At 60.8% G+C, this 18,624-nt stretch carries 17 protein-coding genes; 8 read left to right on the forward strand and 9 right to left on the reverse strand.

The window, feature by feature from the left end:
• Positions 1 to 125: 125 nt before the first annotated feature.
• The 4 genes from scpB to rnm form a co-directional block, all read right to left on the reverse strand.
• Entirely contained in the window at positions 126 to 698 is a 573-nt protein-coding gene (gene scpB, locus OKC43_RS18390; RefSeq protein ID WP_270804063.1) for an SMC-Scp complex subunit ScpB, read from the reverse strand.
• Complete coding sequence (locus tag OKC43_RS18395) at positions 682 to 1,596, reverse strand: segregation and condensation protein A (RefSeq protein ID WP_236303012.1); 915 nt, start codon at positions 1,594 to 1,596, stop codon at positions 682 to 684. The genes scpB and OKC43_RS18395 overlap by 17 nt, the downstream gene beginning before the upstream one ends.
• Complete coding sequence (locus OKC43_RS18400) at positions 1,544 to 2,164, reverse strand: L-threonylcarbamoyladenylate synthase (protein WP_005338129.1); 621 nt, start codon at positions 2,162 to 2,164, stop codon at positions 1,544 to 1,546. The genes OKC43_RS18395 and OKC43_RS18400 overlap by 53 nt, the downstream gene beginning before the upstream one ends.
• Before the next feature lie 106 nt (positions 2,165 to 2,270).
• Positions 2,271 to 3,152: an RNase RNM gene (gene rnm / locus OKC43_RS18405; RefSeq protein WP_184232436.1), complete on the reverse strand. Its 882-nt coding sequence runs from the start codon at positions 3,150 to 3,152 to the stop codon at positions 2,271 to 2,273.
• A 436-nt stretch (positions 3,153 to 3,588) separates the two neighbouring features.
• Between rnm and OKC43_RS18410 the strand changes: the two genes are divergently transcribed.
• The 6 genes from OKC43_RS18410 to trpA all read left to right on the forward strand — a co-directional run bounded on the left by OKC43_RS18410 (position 3,589) and on the right by trpA (position 10,447).
• Complete coding sequence (locus OKC43_RS18410) at positions 3,589 to 5,220, forward strand: anthranilate synthase component 1 (RefSeq protein ID WP_270804062.1); 1,632 nt, start codon at positions 3,589 to 3,591, stop codon at positions 5,218 to 5,220.
• The gene (locus OKC43_RS18415) at positions 5,217 to 5,834 is read left to right on the forward strand and encodes an aminodeoxychorismate/anthranilate synthase component II (RefSeq protein WP_270804061.1); all 618 of its coding nucleotides are present in this window, start codon (positions 5,217 to 5,219) and stop codon (positions 5,832 to 5,834) included. The genes OKC43_RS18410 and OKC43_RS18415 overlap by 4 nt, the downstream gene beginning before the upstream one ends.
• A gap of 10 nt (positions 5,835 to 5,844) precedes the next feature.
• Positions 5,845 to 6,873, forward strand: a complete 1,029-nt coding sequence (trpD, locus tag OKC43_RS18420; RefSeq protein ID WP_042054975.1) for an anthranilate phosphoribosyltransferase — start codon at positions 5,845 to 5,847, stop codon at positions 6,871 to 6,873.
• Positions 6,873 to 8,381, forward strand: a complete 1,509-nt coding sequence (gene trpCF / locus OKC43_RS18425) for a bifunctional indole-3-glycerol-phosphate synthase TrpC/phosphoribosylanthranilate isomerase TrpF (protein WP_270804089.1) — start codon at positions 6,873 to 6,875, stop codon at positions 8,379 to 8,381. Before trpD ends, trpCF begins: the two co-directional genes overlap by 1 nt.
• Before the next feature lie 69 nt (positions 8,382 to 8,450).
• Complete coding sequence (gene trpB / locus OKC43_RS18430) at positions 8,451 to 9,644, forward strand: tryptophan synthase subunit beta (RefSeq protein WP_270660022.1); 1,194 nt, start codon at positions 8,451 to 8,453, stop codon at positions 9,642 to 9,644.
• Positions 9,641 to 10,447 carry a tryptophan synthase subunit alpha gene (gene trpA / locus OKC43_RS18435; RefSeq protein ID WP_270660019.1) on the forward strand — a complete coding sequence of 269 codons (807 nt, stop codon included), beginning with the start codon at positions 9,641 to 9,643 and terminating at the stop codon, positions 10,445 to 10,447. The genes trpB and trpA overlap by 4 nt, the downstream gene beginning before the upstream one ends.
• Before the next feature lie 124 nt (positions 10,448 to 10,571).
• On the opposite strand, the gene OKC43_RS18440 is transcribed toward trpA, so the two are convergent.
• A complete protein-coding gene (locus OKC43_RS18440) occupies positions 10,572 to 11,603 on the reverse strand; it encodes a hypothetical protein (RefSeq protein ID WP_270804060.1) in 1,032 nt (343 codons plus the stop codon).
• A 324-nt stretch (positions 11,604 to 11,927) separates the two neighbouring features.
• Here OKC43_RS18440 and OKC43_RS18445 point away from each other — a divergent pair, with 324 nt between their 5' ends.
• Together OKC43_RS18445 and OKC43_RS18450 are read left to right on the forward strand one after the other, a co-directional pair.
• Positions 11,928 to 12,206 (forward strand): helix-turn-helix domain-containing protein, encoded by a 279-nt coding sequence (locus OKC43_RS18445; protein ID WP_270660014.1) that lies wholly within the window; start codon positions 11,928 to 11,930, stop codon positions 12,204 to 12,206.
• Positions 12,190 to 13,506, forward strand: a complete 1,317-nt coding sequence (locus OKC43_RS18450; RefSeq protein WP_270804059.1) for a HipA domain-containing protein — start codon at positions 12,190 to 12,192, stop codon at positions 13,504 to 13,506. Before OKC43_RS18445 ends, OKC43_RS18450 begins: the two co-directional genes overlap by 17 nt.
• Positions 13,507 to 13,596: 90 nt before the next feature.
• Here the strand turns inward: OKC43_RS18450 and OKC43_RS18455 are convergent, their stop codons facing one another.
• The 4 genes from OKC43_RS18455 to arsA form a co-directional block, all read right to left on the reverse strand.
• On the reverse strand, positions 13,597 to 14,808 hold the full coding sequence (locus OKC43_RS18455) for a NupC/NupG family nucleoside CNT transporter (protein ID WP_270804058.1): 1,212 nt from the start codon (positions 14,806 to 14,808) through the stop codon (positions 13,597 to 13,599).
• Positions 14,809 to 15,166: 358 nt separating this feature from the next.
• Positions 15,167 to 15,592, reverse strand: coding sequence for a glutaredoxin-dependent arsenate reductase (arsC, locus tag OKC43_RS18460; protein WP_270804057.1), 426 nt, complete (start codon positions 15,590 to 15,592; stop codon positions 15,167 to 15,169).
• A gap of 75 nt (positions 15,593 to 15,667) precedes the next feature.
• A complete protein-coding gene (gene arsB, locus OKC43_RS18465; RefSeq protein WP_005338173.1) occupies positions 15,668 to 16,732 on the reverse strand; it encodes an ACR3 family arsenite efflux transporter in 1,065 nt (354 codons plus the stop codon).
• Between the two features lie 109 nt (positions 16,733 to 16,841).
• Positions 16,842 to 18,605 carry an arsenical pump-driving ATPase gene (gene arsA, locus OKC43_RS18470; RefSeq protein ID WP_270804056.1) on the reverse strand — a complete coding sequence of 588 codons (1,764 nt, stop codon included), beginning with the start codon at positions 18,603 to 18,605 and terminating at the stop codon, positions 16,842 to 16,844.
• Positions 18,606 to 18,624 lie beyond the last annotated feature (19 nt).

The raw sequence follows: 18,624 nt of genomic DNA on the forward strand, positions 1-18,624 counted from the left end.
CTGATTGTTGATCGCTGCCCACTGGTAAAAGGGGCAACGGGGTTAACTGTAACAAACGCTGGTTGGAGCACTCACCACAGTTGAATAATGTATATCTCGGTGACATCGGCACGCTTGGGCGCCATTCACCGGGCATCGTTCTCCCCGTCCACCGCAGAGGGCAACAGGGGTTGCAGCTCCGGATCCAGCTCGGGGAGCTGCTCCAGACTCTGCAGATTAAAGTAATCCAGAAACTCTCTGGTGGTGGCGAGCAACTCGGGGCGACCCGCCACCTCTTTGTGGCCTATGCTGCGCACCCAGCCACGCTCTTTCAGGGTATTCACTATCTGGCTCGACACCGCCACTCCGCGGATCGCTTCGATCTCGGCCCGGGTAATGGGTTGGCGATAGGCGATCAGGGTCAGTGTCTCCATCACGGCGCGCGAATAGCGCGGCGCCCGCTCGCTCCAGAGCCGCGAGAGCTCTTCGGCATACTCCTGACGCGCCTGAAAGCGCCAGCCGGAGGCGACCTCTTTGAGTTCGACGCCCCGTTCGCTGTAATCTTGCCTGATCTCGGCCAACAGCAGCTGAACATAGCGACTGGTCACCGGATAATCGGCCAGCACGCTGCTTTTCAGCTCGCTGACATTGAGCGGACGACCAGCCACAAACAGCGCAGCCTCGATCAGGGTCTTGAGTCGTTCAGTGGGCAGCGCCACGGTTGCCCTCCTCGCTCTGCTCGGCCAATGCAAAATGGATTGGTCCGAGTGGTTCTGCCTGCAGGATCCAGATCAGTTGCTCCTTGCACAGCTCCAGCAGGGCCAGAAACGTCACCAGAACCCCCATGCGCCCCTCTTCGGCGCGCAGCACCTGCTCAAGGCGCAGGGTCTGCCCCAGAGTCAGCATGGCGAGGATCTCCGCCATGCGTACCCGGGTCGGGATCTGTTCGCGGCGGATCTGGTGATGTTCGAAATGAGTCGCGCGTTTTACCACACTTTGCATGTAAAGGGCGAGCTCAACCAGCGAAACATCGGGCGCCAGTGGCTTGAGGGCGCCAAAATCGGGGGGCAAGGCGGTGGCGATATAAATCTCCCGCTCCACCCGAGGCAGCTCATTGACCCTCTCTGCACCTACCTTGTAGCGCTCGTACTCCTGCAGGCGGCGAATAAGGGTCACCCGCGGGTCTTCCCCCTCATCTTCATCCTCCAGCTCCGGCGCCTTGGGCAACAGCAGACGGGATTTTATCTCCGCGAGCCAGGCCGCCATCAGCAGATATTCGGCTGCCAGCTCAAGGTTGAGCCCCTGCATCAGCTCCACGTACTCCATGTACTGGGCGGTGATCTGCAGGATCGGCAGGTTGAGGATATCGAGCTGCTGGCGCCGGATAAGGTAGAGCAGCAGATCGAGCGGCCCCTCGAAGGTATCGAGGAACACCTCCAGCGCATCGGGTGGGATGAACAGGTCCTGAGGCAGCTCGTGATAGGGCTGCCCCAGGACTTTCGCGATGGGTAGTGCGGCGCCAGTCCCCGTCTCGGCGGAGGGGACTGTCACCGGTTCAGCGACATCACTCAAACGGAGTCGGATCCCCGGCGCCGCGACGACGCAATACCGGCTCATCGTCAGAGAAATCGACCACGGTGGTGGGCTGCTCGCCCAGATAACCGCCGTTGACCACCAGATCGATCTGCTTGCCCAGCTTGTCGAAGATCTCTTCCGGGTCGAACTCAGCCATCTCGGAGTCCGGCAGGATCAATGTGGTGGAGAGCAGCGGCTCGCCGAGGGCTTCCAAGAGCGCCTGGGCAATCTTGTTGTCCGGCACCCGGATGCCGATGCTCTTTTTCTTCTCGTTCATCAGGCGGCGCGGCACCTCTTTGGTCGCCTTGAAGATGAAGGTGTAGGCACCCGGGGTGTTGTTCTTGATCAGGCGAAACGCGCTGTTGTCGACCTTGGCGTAGGTGGAGATCTCGGAGAGATCGCGGCACACCAGGGTGAAGTCGTGGTTGGCGTCGAGGCGACGGATGCGGCAGATGCGCTCCAGCGCGCCCTTGTCACCCATCTGGCAACCCAGCGCATAACCTGAGTCGGTCGGATAGACGATCACACCGCCGTTCTGGATGATCTGTACCGCCTGACCGATCAGTCGGGCCTGGGGGTTTTCCGGATGTACGTAAAAATGCTGACTCATAGCTTGTTCTCGCAATGGGGGCAGCAATACCTGCCCGCTCGTATGGTCACGGGTCAAAGACCCATGACACTACCTTAACCTGTTTGTGGCTGCTTCGCTGGCGCCGTTAGCGACTCGCCAGCAGCTCGGCATGTTGCTCGGTGGTGAGCCCAAAGTGACCAGGATAGGCCAACCAGACAGGCATGCCTTCCTTTGGTAACCAGAGGTGGCGGCCCAGCTCGGTCCAGTTGGAGGGGAAGTGAAAATCCGATCCCACCGAGATATAGAGGTCGTGATCCTTGGCCCACTGGCCCAGATTGGCCCGCTCCTGCGGGCTCTGCTGGGGCAACGAGACCTCCATGGCATCGCCACCGGCCGCCTTGAAGGCCACCAGCAGCCGCTTGATCCACTTGGCGGTGAGATCGTAACGGCTGGGGTGGGCCAGCACCGCCAGCCCACCGGCGGCGTGAATGGCGGTGATGGCTTCACTCATCTCGGGCCACTCGGCCGGGGCATACCCTTTATTGCCACGGCTCAGGTACTTTTTGAATACCTTCTGCATGTTGTCGGCCACCCCGCGCGCCACCAGCACCCGGGCAAAGTGGGCGCGGGTCACGGCGGCGTCACCGGCCAACTGTTTGGCCTCTTCATAGGTACCGGGGATGAGGCACTTCTCCAGACGACGCCCGATCTCCAGCGCGCGCGCCTCACGGCGGGCCAGCTGACCGGCCAGAAAGTCGGTCAGCTGCGGATTTTTTTCATCCACCCCCAGCGCCACGATATGAATTTCGTGATGCTCCCAGCCGGTGGAGATCTCGACCCCGCTCACCAGTCGCAGCGGCAGTTGCTCGGCTTCGATGGTGCGGCGCACCTCATCAAGCCCGGCGAGGGTGTCGTGGTCAGTAACTGCTAACACCTCGACCTGTTTTTCGGCAGCGCGGCGCACCAGTTCGGCTGGGCTCAGCACCCCGTCGGAGGCAGTGGTATGGCAGTGAAGATCGAATCTCATCAGGTTATTCCGCTCTCGTGGTCAGGTCACCATTCATGGCAAATCGGTGAAAGAAGGCTAAAAAGCGACTTGACTTGGCCGCGACTTTATCGTTTTCTGTAGGCACTTCATTGCAAACATCTTTTTACAGGACTTTATCATGCAAACGACTTCCATCCTGACCATCTGGTGGTGGCACACTCCCTGACATGCGGGCGTGTGGTCGTTGCTGTACCTGTAATCTGACAGCAAATTAAGAACCCAAAGAAAAAGCCCGCTGACCCCAGCGGGCTTTTTTATTATCCGGCAAATGGACCTGTGATGAAACCGAGAATTCAGACAAGCAAGCTGACCTGGCGATGGCGCCCCTGAACCAGCCACCCCGGACCAATTAAATTTCTAAGGAATTCAACGTCATGAACATCGGTAAACAGCATCACACGCAAGGGAACGCACTATGACAGCCACACATCGCCTTCCTCTGGGTGAATTCGATACCCTCAAACTCAACGCCCCCTATGTGGCCGATCCGCTGGCGCTCTATACCCGCCTCTGTCAGGGCCGCCCCAACAACCTGCTGCTGGAATCAGTGGAGATCGACTCCAAGGCGGGCAAACAGAGCCTGTTGCTGGTGGATGCCTGCCTGCGCATCGAGTGCCGTGGCCGCACCGTGCGGGTTCGCAGCCTGAACGACAACGGCGCCCAGTTGCAGAGCCTGCTGGCCGAGCGGCTGCCTGCGGTGGTTGCCCGCTCGCTGGTCGATGGCGAATTGCAGCTCGACTTCCCGGCCTCCGATCGGGAGCTGGACGAAGATTCCCGCCTCAAGGGGAGCAGCGTGCTGGACGTGCTGCGCACCCTGCAGCGAGAGCTCGATTGCCAGCTCGGCAAAGAAGCGCTCTTTATGGCGGGCAGCTTTGCCTATGACCTCATCGCCTCTTTTGAAGATCTGCCCGAAGTGCCGGAAGGGAGCAACGACTGCCCCGACTACTGCTTCTACGTGGCCGAGACCCTGATCACCATCGATCATATCGAGCGCACCACTCAACTGCTGGCCTGCATCTTCGGCGGCGATTGCGACGAAAACCTGGTGGAAGACAGATACACCCGCCTGACCGAACGGCTCACCGACTTCAAACAGATTTGCCAGCAACCCCTCTGCGCCGAGCTGACCACCCAGCCCCTGACCGGCGGCATGAGCGTGGACAAGAGCGACAAACAGTTCTGCGCCGAGGTGGAGAAGCTCAAGGGCTTTATCCGCCGTGGCGACATCTTCCAGGTGGTGCCGTCCCGCTGCTTCTCCCTGCCCTGCCCGAGCCCCCTGGCCGCCTATCGCCGCCTCAAGCAGACCAACCCCAGCCCCTACATGTTCTACGTGCAGGATGAGGGCTTCACCCTGTTTGGCGCCTCGCCGGAGAGCGCGGTGAAATTCTGCGCCGCCAGCCGCGACGTCGAGATGTACCCCATCGCCGGTACCCGCCGCCGCGGCTTGAACCCGGATGGCAGCATCAACCGGGATCTGGATGGCCGCATCGAGCTGGAGCTGCGTCAGGATGAAAAAGAGGTGGCCGAACACCTGATGCTGGTGGATCTGGGCCGCAACGACATCGCCCGCATCTCGACGCCCGGCACCCGCTACGTCAAGGAGCTGCTCAAGGTGGATCGCTACAGCCATGTGATGCACCTGGTCTCCAAGGTGGTCGGCACCTTGCGCGCCGACCTTGACGCCCTGCACGCCTATCAGGCCTGCATGAACATGGGCACCCTGACCGGCGCCCCCAAGATCCGCGCCAGCGAGCTCATTCGCATGGTGGAGGGTAAGCGTCGTGGCAGCTATGGCGGCGCCGTCGGCTACATCAACGGCGCTGGCGAGATGGATACCTGCATCGTCATTCGCTCCGCCTTTGTCAAAGATGGCGTGGCCCATGTGCAAGCCGGTGCCGGTGTGGTCTATGACTCCAAACCCCAGGCCGAAGCGGACGAGACCCGCGCCAAGGCGGCCGCCGTGCTGGCCGCCATCGCCGCCAGCCATGGCACCTCACTGCAAGCCCTGAGCGCCCAGCAGGAGCAACATAAGGACGTGAGCCAATGAGTACCGGATCAGCAGCCACTAATATCTTCCTGCTCGACAACTTCGACTCGTTTACCTACAACCTCGTCGACCAGTTCCGCTCCCTCGGCTATCCGGTGCGGATCTACCGCAACAGCCTGCCGGCCAGCCGCATCATGAGCGAGATCGCCGCCTGCGAAGGGGACGCCGTGCTGGTACTCTCGCCGGGCCCGGGCGCCCCCCACGAGGCGGGCTGCCTGATTGATCTGATCAAGCTGGCCCGCGGTCAGGTGCCCATCCTCGGCATCTGCCTCGGCCATCAGGCCCTGTGCGAAGCCTACGGCGGCACCGTCGGCGCGGCGGGCGAGATCGTCCACGGCAAGCGTTCCCTGATTGAGCACAATGGCCACGGCGCATTCGCCGGTCTGCCGAGCCCGCTGCCGGTGGCCCGCTACCACTCGCTGGTCGCTACCTATGTACCGGAAGAGCTGACGGTGATTGCCCACTATCAGGGCATGCCCATGGCCATCGAGCAGCAGGATGAGCGGGTGCTGGGCTTCCAGTTCCATCCCGAATCCATCATGACCTCGGAAGGGGCCCGTCTGCTGACTCAGGCGCTCGCCCATATCACCCGTCCAGAAAGCAGTGTGCGGTAAGGAGACCAACATGCATCAACATCTCAACACCCTCTATCAGGGTCAGTCTCTGAGCCGTGAAAGTACCCGTGACGCCTTCGGCCAGGTGGTTCGTGGCGAAGTGGACCCCATCGTGCTCGCAAGCCTGCTGACTGCCCTCAAGATCAAGGGGGAGACCCCGGAGGAGATCGCCGGTGCCGCCGAGGCTCTCTTGGCGGAAGCGCGCGACTTCCCGCGTCCGGACTATGAATTTTGCGACATCGTCGGCACCGGTGGCGATGGCCTCAACACCATCAACGTCTCCACCACTTCGGCGCTGGTCGCCGCCGCCTGCGGCCTGAAAGTGGCCAAGCACGGCAACCGCTCGGTCTCGAGCAAGTCTGGTTCAAGCGATCTGCTCGACAAAATGGGCATCAAGCTCGACATGAGCCCGGCGCAGGCGCGTCGCTGTCTGGATGAACTCGGCATCTGCTTCCTGTTTGCCCCCCAGTACCACGCCGGGGTGCGCCACGCCATGCCGGTGCGTCAGGCCCTCAAGACCCGCACCCTGTTCAACGTACTGGGGCCGCTCATCAACCCCGCTCGCCCCACCTATCAGCTGATGGGCGTCTATGCCCCCGAGCTGGTGCGCCCCATCGCAGAAACCCTGCTGGCACTGGGGCTGAAAACCGGTATGGTGGTTCACGGCGCCGGGCTGGATGAGATTGCCATTCACGGCCCGACCCAGGTGGCCCAGATCCGTGACGGCGAGATCCGCGAATTTCTGCTCACCCCGGCTGATTTTGGCCTCGAGACCTATCCGGTCAGCGCCATTCAGGGTGGTGAGCCTGAAGAGAACCGCGCCATCACCGCCGCCATTCTGGAAGGGCGTGGCACCCCGGCCCACAACGCCGCCATCGCCGCCAATGTGGCCCCGCTGCTGCTGATGGCGGGCAAGGCGAAGGATCTCAAGAGCGCGGCAGCCGAGGTGCTGGCGGTGCTGGCGAGCGGCAAGGCAGCGGATCTGGCTGCTCGGCTGGCTACTCTGAGCCATCAGGAAGCGGGCCATCAGGAGGCATGATGTCAGCCACCACGTTGCACAACAGTCATTCAGAACGCCCACTGGGCAAGAGCCAGTTTCGCAAGGATAACGAGATGTCAGACCTTATTGCCCCCCATGCTTTTCTGAACATGGCCTCCATCAGCCAGACCATCCTCGGCAAGATCGTGGCGGCCAAGCAGGAGTGGATTGCCGCCCGCAAACTGGCCCAGCCGCTGGCGAGCTTCCAGAGTGCGCTGACCCCCAGCGATCGGGATTTCGTCGGGGCGCTCAAGGCGGGCTCCACCCGCTTTATTCTGGAGTGCAAGAAGGCCTCCCCCTCCAAGGGCTTGATCCGCGATGATTTCAGCCCGGAGGCGATCGCCGACATCTATGGCAAATACGCCACCGCCATCTCGGTGCTGACCGACGAGAAGTTCTTTCAGGGGGATTTTGCCTTTTTGCCACGGGTGCGCAGCCGCGTCAGCCAGCCGGTGCTCTGCAAGGATTTCATGATTGACCCCTATCAGGTCTATCTGGCCCGCCACTATCAGGCGGACGCCATCCTCTTGATGCTCTCGGTGCTCACCGACGAGGGCTATCGCGCCCTGTTCGCGGTGGCCAAAGAGCTGGGTCTTGGCGTGCTCACCGAGGTGAGCAACGAGGAGGAGCTGACCCGCGCCATCGCGCTGGGGGCGCCGGTGATTGGCATCAACAACCGGGATCTGCGCGACTTGAGCGTCGATCTCAACCGCACCAAACAGCTGGCCGCAGACATTCCAAGCGAGCGGGTAGTGATCAGCGAGTCCGGCATCAACCACCGCGCTCAGGTAGCGGATCTGCGCCACCACGCCAAGGGCTTTCTGGTGGGCTCATCCCTGATGGCCGAGCCGGATCTGGAAGCCGCAGTGCGCAAGCTGGTATTGGGCCAGAACAAGGTGTGCGGCCTGACCCGCGCCGAAGATGCCGCCGCCGCCCATCAGGCGGGTGCGGTATTTGGGGGTCTTATCTTTGTTTCCAAAAGTCCGCGCTATGTGGACATCCCCGCCGCCCGCGCCGTGATGGCAGGGGCGCCGCTCGCCTATGTCGGGGTATTTCGCAACGCCCAGCCCGCCACCATTGCCAAGACGGTGGATGCGCTGGGGCTCGCCGCAGTCCAGCTGCATGGGGATGAGGATGCCGCCTATATCGACACCCTGCGTCCGCTGCTGCCCGCGGGCTGCCAGATCTGGAAGGCCGTAGGCGTCTCTCTCGGCAAGGAAAGTGGCGAACCGCTGCCCGACCTCGACTACCCGGCCGATCGCCTGCTGCTCGATACCAAAGCCGGCAGCCAGAGCGGCGGCACCGGTCAGGCGTTCGACTGGGCCCTGCTGGCCCATCTCGATAAAGCCAAGCTGATACTGGCGGGGGGCCTTAATCCCGACAACGCCCTGCAGGCGGCGCAGGTCGGCTGCCTCGGCCTTGATTTCAACTCCGGGGTGGAGAGTGCCCCGGGCCAGAAGGATGCGCACAAGCTGGCGGCCGTGTTTGCTGCCCTGCGCCAACTGTAAACGGGCTATGCGCCCCGATATGCACCAGATTAATGAACCTCATTAGCCTATAAATACAAGGAATAGTCTATGACCCTGCTCAACCCGTTTTTTGGTGAATTTGGCGGTATGTACGTGCCCCAAATCCTTATCCCCGCCCTGCTCCAGCTGGAGAAAGCCTTCGTCGATGCCAAGGATGATCCGGCCTTTATCGCCGAATTTCAGGAGCTGCTGACCGAGTATGCCGGTCGCCCGACCCCGCTTACCCTGACCCGCAACCTGACCAGGGGCACCAAGACCCGCCTTTATCTGAAGCGTGAAGATCTGCTGCACGGCGGCGCCCACAAGACCAACCAGGTGCTGGGTCAGGCGCTGCTGGCCAAGCGGATGGGCAAAACCGAGATCATCGCCGAGACCGGTGCCGGTCAGCACGGCGTCGCCACTGCACTGGCCTGTGCCCTGCTCGGCCTCAAGTGCCGGGTCTATATGGGCGCCAAGGATTGCGAGCGCCAGAAACCCAACGTATTCCGTATGAAATTGATGGGCGCCACCGTCATTCCGGTGCACTCCGGCTCCGCCACCCTGAAAGATGCCTGCAACGAGGCGCTGCGCGACTGGGCTGCCAACTACGACACCGCCCACTACCTGCTCGGCACCGCCGCTGGCCCGCACCCCTTCCCCACTATCGTGCGGGAGTTCCAGAAGATGATCGGCGAAGAGGCCAAGGCCCAGTGCTTCGAAAAGGAAGAGCGACTGCCTGATGCGGTGATCGCCTGCGTCGGCGGCGGGTCGAACGCCATCGGCATGTTTGCCGACTTTATCGATGAACCTTCCGTGCGTCTGATCGGCGTCGAGCCGGGTGGTCACGGCATCGAGAGCGGCGAGCACGGTGCGCCACTGGGTCACGGCAGCAAGGGGGTCTTCTTTGGCATGCACTCCTACCTGATGCAGGACAAGCAGGGCCAAATTCAGGAGTCCTACTCCGTCTCGGCGGGGCTCGACTTCCCCTCCGTCGGCCCGCAGCACGCCTATCTGGCCTCCATCGGCCGCGCCGAGTATGTCTCCATCACCGACAAGGAGGCGCTGGACGCCTTCCTGGAGCTGGCCAAATCAGAAGGCATCATACCCGCGCTGGAGTCCTCCCACGCGCTGGCCCACGCCCTCAAGATGGCCCGCAGTGAACCGGAAAAAGAGCAGGTGCTTATCGTCAACCTCTCCGGCCGTGGCGACAAAGATATCTTCACCGTGGCAGACATTTTTGAAAAAGAAGGAACCTTGTCATGAACCGTTACGCACAACTCTTCTCCCGTCTGGACGCGGCCAATCAGGGCGCCTTTGTGCCGTTCGTGATGCTGGGTGACCCCACTCCTGAACTCTCGCTGGCCATTGTCGATGCGCTGGTCGCAGGGGGCGCCGATGCCCTCGAGCTCGGCATTCCCTTCTCCGATCCGGTAGCGGATGGCCCCACCATTCAGGGCGCCGCCCTGCGCGCGTTTGCCAGCCACACCACTCCGGACGACTGCTTCGAGCTGCTCGGCCGCATCCGCGCCAAGTACCCGCAGCTGCCCATTGGCCTGCTGGTTTACGCGAATCTGGTTTATGTGCGCCACATCGACGGCTTCTATGAGAAGTGCCTGCAGGCGGGAGTCGATTCGGTACTGGTCGCCGACGTGCCGGTGCAGATGTGCGCCCCCTACAAGGCGGCGGCCGACAAGTTCGGCATCGACAGCATCTTTATCGCCCCGCCCAATGGCGATGCCGAGACCCTGAAACAGGTGGCGGAGCTCGGGAATGGTTACACCTATCTGGTGAGCCGCGCCGGCGTCACCGGTGCCGAGACCAAGGCCGGCATGCCGGTTGAGGGATTGATCAATACCCTGCGCGAGTTCAACGCTCCCCCCGCCCTGCTCGGCTTTGGCATCAGCGAACCGGCTCAGGTGCGTGAAGCGATTGCCGCTGGCGCCGCCGGTGCCATCTCCGGCTCCGCCGTGGTGAAGATCATCGAGACCCACCACCAGAACCCGGAACATATGCTCACCCGTCTGAAAGAATTTGTGGAAGGGATGAAGGCCGCGACCAATCGCTAAGGTCGGTTATGGGGTCAGCTGGTTGTGACCCTGATCTGCCAGTTCGCATAACCACTCCATAACCATGAGAAAGGGAGCCTGACCGGCTCCCTTTTCTATTTCCTTGTTCTGTCGCCAACGAGTGCTACTGCTCCTGGAGATTTGCAGCTACTTCAGGACTCAGTCTCTCCATGGCCCAACCATGTCCTCGGTAATAATCCAGCATGTACAGCAAGTCGCGAACGGCTTCGAGCATTTCGCGTACATCTTCGGTTGTTACTGTTTCTTCACGCCCGTGCACGAGCTTGTTCCGCAATTCGATACCCTTCTTGATCACGGAAATTACCTTTTTAGGTGGTCGACGAACTTCACCGTTAATCTGATTCCTTGCGGGCAGTTGCGCCATGTAGTTGCGCAACATCAGATCTAGTGGCGGAGACTGTAAGTTCTCGACAATCCAAGTCACTGACGGATTCAAGTCCGTCATAGTTGTCTTGAATCCGGTCTCTGCTGCGGCAATCCCCATTACAAGTGCACTTCGAGGATTGTCCCGTTGATTCTGCCATGCTTCACGAAAAAGATCGTGATACAACGGTTGCTTGGATTGAAACTGAATTAAGGTTTCGACATTCGCTCGACACTCCTCATCGAAATCGGCGTCCTGCACTTCTGGCATATGGAGAGTGAATACTCCGGCGATCATTTGACGGTTCAAGAACCCATGCTCGTCGATAATCTTCTCGCCCTTGCTGTCATCGTGCCATCTCATAGATGACCATTCGCTCTGAAGTCCCAATGGTCCACCGACGATTCCCATGCGCCAACGAACCACATTGAATATTTCAGACGCCATGCGGTCCATACTCCCGTGCAACGCAACTATGAAATCGCGATAGTCGTCAGGCAAGTTTGTAAACCCGTTCTGATTCTCTCCTCCAAGACTCCAATCGATTTCTGCCTCTCCGGTAAACACGACGCGTACCGAATCCGGAATGTCATCCTTGCGATGAATTGTTTGTACAAGCACTTGCGGTTCTTCATCCTCGCTGAACACATGTATGTAACGTATGAACAGCGAAAACATCTGCTTGGGATCATCGAATTGGATTGCCCCAAAATCCTTTAGCGGCGGCTCAAATCTCCACGGATCTAATCGGTAATATGTTTGGAAAAACATTGCGCATCCCCATAAGCCATTTTTTCACTGAAACCAAAATTATCACTCTGGTTCAGCGAAAGGAAATTTAGGCCATCGCTCGGTGAAGTGAAGTGCACTACGGCTCTGCAAGCAACATCCTCCCTGCCCCTCGGCCATCCCCCAGACTATCCCTAACCACCTCTTCTGTTCTAAAAAGTGAATTCTTCTACACTTTTATATCGCAAACAGCACCGAGATCATCAAAAGTGCACCATCGTACACTTTTGATTGCTGTTTTCTCTTACCATGAGTTAAGGTGTAATAACCTACACTTTTTCCGTATTCATGATGACAGACACATCGTTGCAAATCGCCCCGAAAGCACTGGATCCCGCCTCGCTGGGGCTGGCGATCCGCGAGAGGCGCAAGGCCGCCAGGATGACGCAAGAGGTGACGGCCTCACTGTGCGGCATCTCCAAGAAGACCCTGATCAAGATTGAGAAGGGGGGTGATGTCTACCTCTCGACCCTGCTGCAGGTGATGAACGCACTGGGACTGCGGTTGCAACTGGTGCAGGAAGCGGGATCACAGGTAACGAGCGACAGCAGCCAATCAGAGGTCGGTGATGATGAGTGGTTCTGAGCACCATCAGCTTGAACTTCGGCTGGGTAACCAGCTGATCGGTCATCTTGAATATGACTCCCAACGGGATACTTTTCAGCTCGGCTATACACCTGCGTGGCAAGCACGCGGATTCCCGCTTTCACCGCCGCTGGCGCTGGATGGCTCGGCCAGCAGCGCCCAGATCCGGGCATATCTCGGCAACTTGCTGCCAGAAAATCGCGGGCTGGAGCACCTGATTGAGGCGCTCTCCGTTTCGCGCAGCAATCTCTTTGCCCTGATCCACGGCATCGGCCGCGATGTCTCTGGGGCGGTCACCTTTACCCTGCCCGCAGAGCACGATATTCCCACCCACTTTCGCCCCATCACGCCAGAGGAGTTGTTGCTGCGACTCGATCAGCCCGAGATCTGGCCGCTGGAAGTCTGGGATGGTCGCCCCCGGCTCTCGGTTGCGGGCGTGCAGGCCAAGCTCAACCTGCTGCGACTCGCGGGGGCGCTGGGATTTGGCGAGGGCGAACTCTGTTCCACCCACCTCCTCAAGTTCGAGCATCACCCTCATCTGGTGATCAATGAATTTGTGACCATGCGGCTGGCCGCGTTGCTGGGCATGCCGGTAGCACAGGTCGAACTGCACACATTTGGTCAAGATGAGAAGTCCCACCGAGGTTTGCTGGTGGAACGGTTCGATCGGCGTCTTGACGAGGATGGCGCGAGGGTGCGCCGTCGTCACATGATCGATGCCTGTCAGGGGCTGGGGTTTCCCGTCGCCCGAAAATATGAACGCAACTTCGGTGACGGGCGGGATGTGGCCCATATTCGGGAAGGGGTGAGCCTGCCACGGCTGTTCAGCCTCAGCGCCCTGTGTGTCAATCCGGCGCAGGCCAGACTGGACATGCTGCAATGGCTGCTTTTCAACCTCTGCGTCAACAACCATGATGCCCACGGCAAGAACTACAGCTTCTTCGTATCAAAAGCAGGGCTGACGCCGACCCCCTGGTACGATCTGGTCAATGTGGGGCTTTATCCCGAGTTCAACCAGCATCTGGCCATGGCCATCGGCGACGAGTTTGCCCCCGAGGCGATCAACGCATGGCAGTTGCTGGAGATGGCCGAAACATGTGACCTGCCCAAACGTCTGTTGCAGCAGACCTTGCACAAGATGGCCAACGACATCCTCCTTCATCTGGATACCGCCATCGCCACGGTTGAGACAGACAACCCCGCCGAGCTGGCTTATCTGGCACGCTACCGAGACGACGTTGAGCGTCGCTGCCGCCATTTTCAGGAACAGGCTGCGCAGTTACCCGACCTACATCTGTAATCAATCCGACGAAAAAGACCCCCTCTCGCCCAGCGGCAAGAGGGGGTCTTTTGTTTTTGCCGCTGACTAACCGGCTATTGCGTCACGCTATCAAGCCAGCGAGACAAAGATCCCGGCCAGGGTGGCGCTCATCAGATTGACGAGGGTCGCCGCCAGCACCGCCTTGAAGCCCATATTGGCGACATCGTGGCGGCGCTCCGGCGCCATGGTGCCGATGGAGCCAAGCTGCACCGCAATGGAGCCCAGATTGGCAAAACCGCACAGCGCGAAGGTGATGATGATCTGGGTGTGGGCGCTCAGATCGGCCTTGATATTGGCAAAGTCCAGATAGGCGACGAACTCGTTCATGATCACCTTCTGACCAATCAGGGATCCTGCCGCCATCATCTCGCTGGCGGGCACACCAATCAGCCAGGCCACCGGGGCAAACAGGTAACCCAGCAGCTGCTGCAGGGAGAGATCGGCCCAGCCGAACCACTCGCCCACTGTGGTGAGACCGGCGTTGATCATGGTGATGACACTGACAAAGGCGAGCAGGATGGTACCGATGGCCACGGCGATCTTCATGCCACCCATAGCGCCGCCCGCCAGTGCGTCGATGGCGTTGCTGTAGTCACTCTTGTCGAGGGTGATCTCGGTCTGATCGCTCACCTGCTGCTGCTCCGGCACCAAGAGTTTCGCCATCAGCAGGCCCCCCGGCGCCGCCATAAAGGAGGCGGCGATGAGGTATTTCAGATCCACCCCCAGCCCGGCGTAGCCGCCCAGCACCGAGCCCGCCACCGAGGCCATGCCACAGGTCATCACCGCAAAAAGTTCGGAGCGGGTCATACCGGCGAGGAAGGGGCGAATAAGCAGCGGCGACTCCCCTTGCGACAGGAAGATGTTGCCGGTGGCCACCAGGGATTCGGCGCGGCTGGTGCCGAGCAGGCGGTGTACTGCGCCGCCCAATACCCGGATCACCCACTGCATGATGCCGAAGTGGTAGAGCACGGCGATCAGCGCGCTGATAAAGATCACCAGCGGCAGCACCCGCACGGCGAAGATAAAGCCGTTGCTGGCCAGATCGCCAAACACGAAACGGATGCCGCTGTCGGCAAAGCCGAGCAGGGCGGAGACGCCATTGCTCATGGCACCGAGCATGATTTGTCCGGGGGGGAAATAGAGCACCAGAGCAGCAAAACCGGTTTGCAGGGCGAGCGCACCCAGCACGGTTCGCCAGCGGATGGCTCGGCGGTTTTCACTCGCCAGCCAGGCGATAAACATCAGGGCCAGCATACCGACCAGACTCAATAACAGTGTCATCTTGCACCTATGAAGAGAGGAGTTTCATATGGCAAGTCTGCAGACAGGCGTCGCGGGAGTGTAGGCAGGAGAGGTGCCGACCCACGCGACACGCAGACCACAAACCTACAGGTTAGTGGCGGGTCCCATCCTGGGGTCATTCACGTTCCGGGTGACAGCATGTATCGGGTGACGCCAGCGCCGTCGCAGGGGGAGATGCGGCCGGGTGGCAGGTCGGGCGGCGATGGTACAGTGATCATCGTCACAGAAAAAGCGGTAAAACGATTGGCCGGAGTAACTTTTTCAACTTGTTCACACAACGAAACAGGGCCAGCGTGACACTGGCCCTGTTTCAATCCGTACTTGAGTACTCAGATGATTACTTGAGGCGCTTGCCGCTCGCGTCCACCACCTGCTCGCCATCCTCCTTGGCGAAGGCCCCTTTTTGCTGATCGGGCAGAATATCGAGCACCACTTCCGACGGACGGCACAGCTTGGTGCCAAGCGGCGTGACCACGATGGGGCGGTTGATGAGGATGGGGTGGGCCAGCATGGCATCGATCAGCGCATCATCGCTGAAACGATCCTCCGCCAACCCGAGCGCCTCGTAGGGTGGCACGTTCTTGCGCAGCAGATCGCGCACCGGCATGTCCATGGCGGCGATCAGCGCCACCAGCTGGTCACGGGAGGGGGGCGTCTCCAGATAGTGGATGAAAGTGGGTTCCACGCCGCTGTTGCGGATCAGCTCCAGGGTGTTGCGGGAGGTACCACATTCCGGGTTGTGATAGATGGTGATTGCACTCATTTGCGTGTCTCTCATTAATCAAGTGAATAGAAAATGGATAGCATCAGTTCGCGGCCAGCTGTTAGCGGCCATCAGTTAGCGACTCAGCCCCGCTTCATACCAGGGTTTGCTGGCGTTAACCACCCGCACCACCAGCAGCATGACCGGCACCTCGATCAGCACCCCGACCACGGTGGCGAGCGCCGCGCCGGAGTGAAAGCCGAACAGGCTGATGGCGGCGGCCACCGCCAGCTCGAAGAAGTTGGAGGCACCGATCAGGGCGGAAGGACAGGCAACCGAGTGCTTCTCCCCCACCTTGCGGTTGAGCCAGTAAGCCAATCCCGAGTTGAACAGCACCTGGATCAGGATGGGCACCGCCAACAGGGCGATAACCAGCGGCTGCTCAATGATGGCGTTGCCCTGAAAAGCAAACAGCAGCACCAGAGTGAGCAGCAGGGCCGCCACCGACCAGGGCTGGATGCGGGTCATAACGCCGTCAAAATGGGCCTCACCCTTTTTCAGCAAAGCCTTGCGCAGCAGCTGGGCGATGATGACCGGGATGACGATATAGAGCACCACAGAGGTGAGCAGGGTATCCCACGGCACTATGATGCTGGAGACCCCGAGCAGCAGCGCCACCAGCGGTGCGAAGGCAAACACCATGATGAGGTCGTTCACCGCCACCTGCGACAGGGTGAAGTAGGGATCGCCGTTGGTAAGGCGACTCCAGACAAACACCATGGCGGTGCAGGGGGCCGCCGCCAGCAGGATCAGCCCCGCCACATAGCTGTCGAGTTGATCCGCCGGCAACCAGTCGGCAAACAGCACGCGGATAAAGAGCCAGCCGAGGAAGGCCATGGAGAAGGGTTTGACCAGCCAGTTGATAAAGAGGGTGACCCCAATCCCCTTCATGTGCCCTTTCACCTGATGCAGGGCGCCAAAGTCGATCTTGAGTAGCATGGGGATGATCATCACCCAGATCAGCAGCCCCACCGGCAGGTTGACCTTGGCCACCTCCATGGCTCCGATCGCCTTGAAGAGATCCGGCAACCCCTGCCCGAGACCAATCCCCACCAGAATGCAGAGGGCGACCCAGGCGGTCAGATAACGTTCAAAAAAGCCGATGGCAGGCACGGCCTTGGCATCACATGTTGCAGACATCACAGCTCCCGATGCGGCGCAATCCCGCATCTTCTATTGGTTCAAAACACAGGTTTATAACAAGTAACGGCATATTCAAGCCGCCCCGGCAGCAGACCGGGGCGGCGACTCAATGGTGCTGGCAGAGACGGCGCAGGGCATCGGGCCCCACCGGCTCCTCGGCGAGCAGCGGCACCACGGCGTAGCGGCTGGCATGTTGCTGCTCGACCGCTTCGATATGGGGCAACTGGCGCTCGGCCCGCAGTTGCAGCAGCGGTGAGCTGACCGCGGCTTGTTGCAAGCTGTGGTTGATGAGCCAGCCCCAGGGCTCGATGCCGGCCCGGCGCAGATCTGCCTGCAGATTGGCCGCCTCCTGCACTGGCGTCGGCTCGGGCAACGTCACAATCAACACCTTGGTCTGCTTGGGGTCCTGCAACTGCATCATGGGGGTGGTGAAGTGCAGCCCCTTGTTTCCCATCTGGCGAGCGATCTCCCTGTGGTAGGCGCCGGTGGCGTCGAGCAGCAGCAGGGTGTGGCCAGTGGGGGCAGTATCCATCACCACGAAGCGCTTGCCCGCCTCGCGAATAATGCGCGAGAAAGCCTGAAACACGGCGATCTCCTCGGTACAGGGGGAGCGCAAGTCCTCCTCCAGCAGTGTCCGCCCCTGCTCGTCCAGGGCCGCTCCCTTGCTGGCCAGCACCTGGGCGCGGTAACGCTCGGTCTCGGCGTGGGGGTCGATGCGGCTCACCTCAAGATGGGACAAGCTACCTGCCAGCGTCTCGCTCAGGTGTGCGGCGGGATCCGAGGTGGTGAGGTGCACCGGCAAGCCGCGGCTCGCCAGCTCCATCGCCACGGCGGCAGCCAGCGTGGTTTTGCCCACCCCGCCCTTGCCCATCAGCATGATGAGGCCGTGACCATCGGCGGCCAGCTCGTCCACCAGCGAACTCAACTCGGGCTGGGCTTGTTTGACAGTGGACTGTACTGTCGGGGATTGAGCGGCTCTTCCCTCTGATTGCAGCAGCTGGCGCAAACTGTCGAGCCCTACCAGATTGGTGGCCAGCAGCGGGATATGATCCTGCGCCAGCCCCTTTATCCCTTGCGGCATCTGGGCAAGAGCCTGTTGCTCGCGCTGCCAGAGCGCCATTGCCAGCGGATCTCCGGCAATGGCGCCTTCGGGGAAGAGGCCATTGATCACCAGTTGCTGGTTCAACAAGCCGATGGCGGCCAGCTCCTCGTGGGTGCGGGCCACTTCCCGCAGAGTGGATTGCTGGGCCCGCGCCACCAGCACCAGCCTGGTGCGAGCAGCATCAGCCAGGGCGGCGACCGCCTCGCCATACTGGCTGCGCTGTTTCTCCAACCCCGCCAGCGGGCCGAGGCAGGAGGCATCCCCCTTGCCCTGCTCCAGAAATTCGCTCCAGGCGCCCGGCAGTTGCAGCAGCCGGATGGTGTGGCCGGTTGGGGCCGTATCAAAGACAATGTGGTCATACTCGGCCAGCAGCGTTTGGTCGGTCAGCAGCGCGGTGAATTCGTCAAAGGCGGCGATCTCGGTGGTGCAGGCGCCGGAGAGCTGCTCCTCGATGCTGCGCACCACGCTCTCGGGCAACTTGCCGCGCACCGGCCCGACGATCCGCTCCCGATAGGCTTTGGCCGCCGCGGGGGGATCTATCTCCAGCGCCGACAAACCGGGCACAGCGGCGATGGTGGTGACGCGATTGCCGATCTCGGTGGCAAACACCTGTCCCACGTTGGAGGCAGGGTCGGTGCTCACCAGCAGCACCCGCTTGCCAATATCACAGAGAGCCACCGCACTGGCGCAGGCCAGCGAGGTCTTGCCCACCCCGCCCTTGCCGGTGAAAAAGAGAAACGGCGGTGGATTGGTCAGAAAATGGTACATAGCCTCTCCCGAATGGTGC

It is taken from the genome of Aeromonas sp. Y289-2, assembly GCF_027705925.1.
Lineage (GTDB): Bacteria > Pseudomonadota > Gammaproteobacteria > Enterobacterales > Aeromonadaceae > Aeromonas > Aeromonas veronii.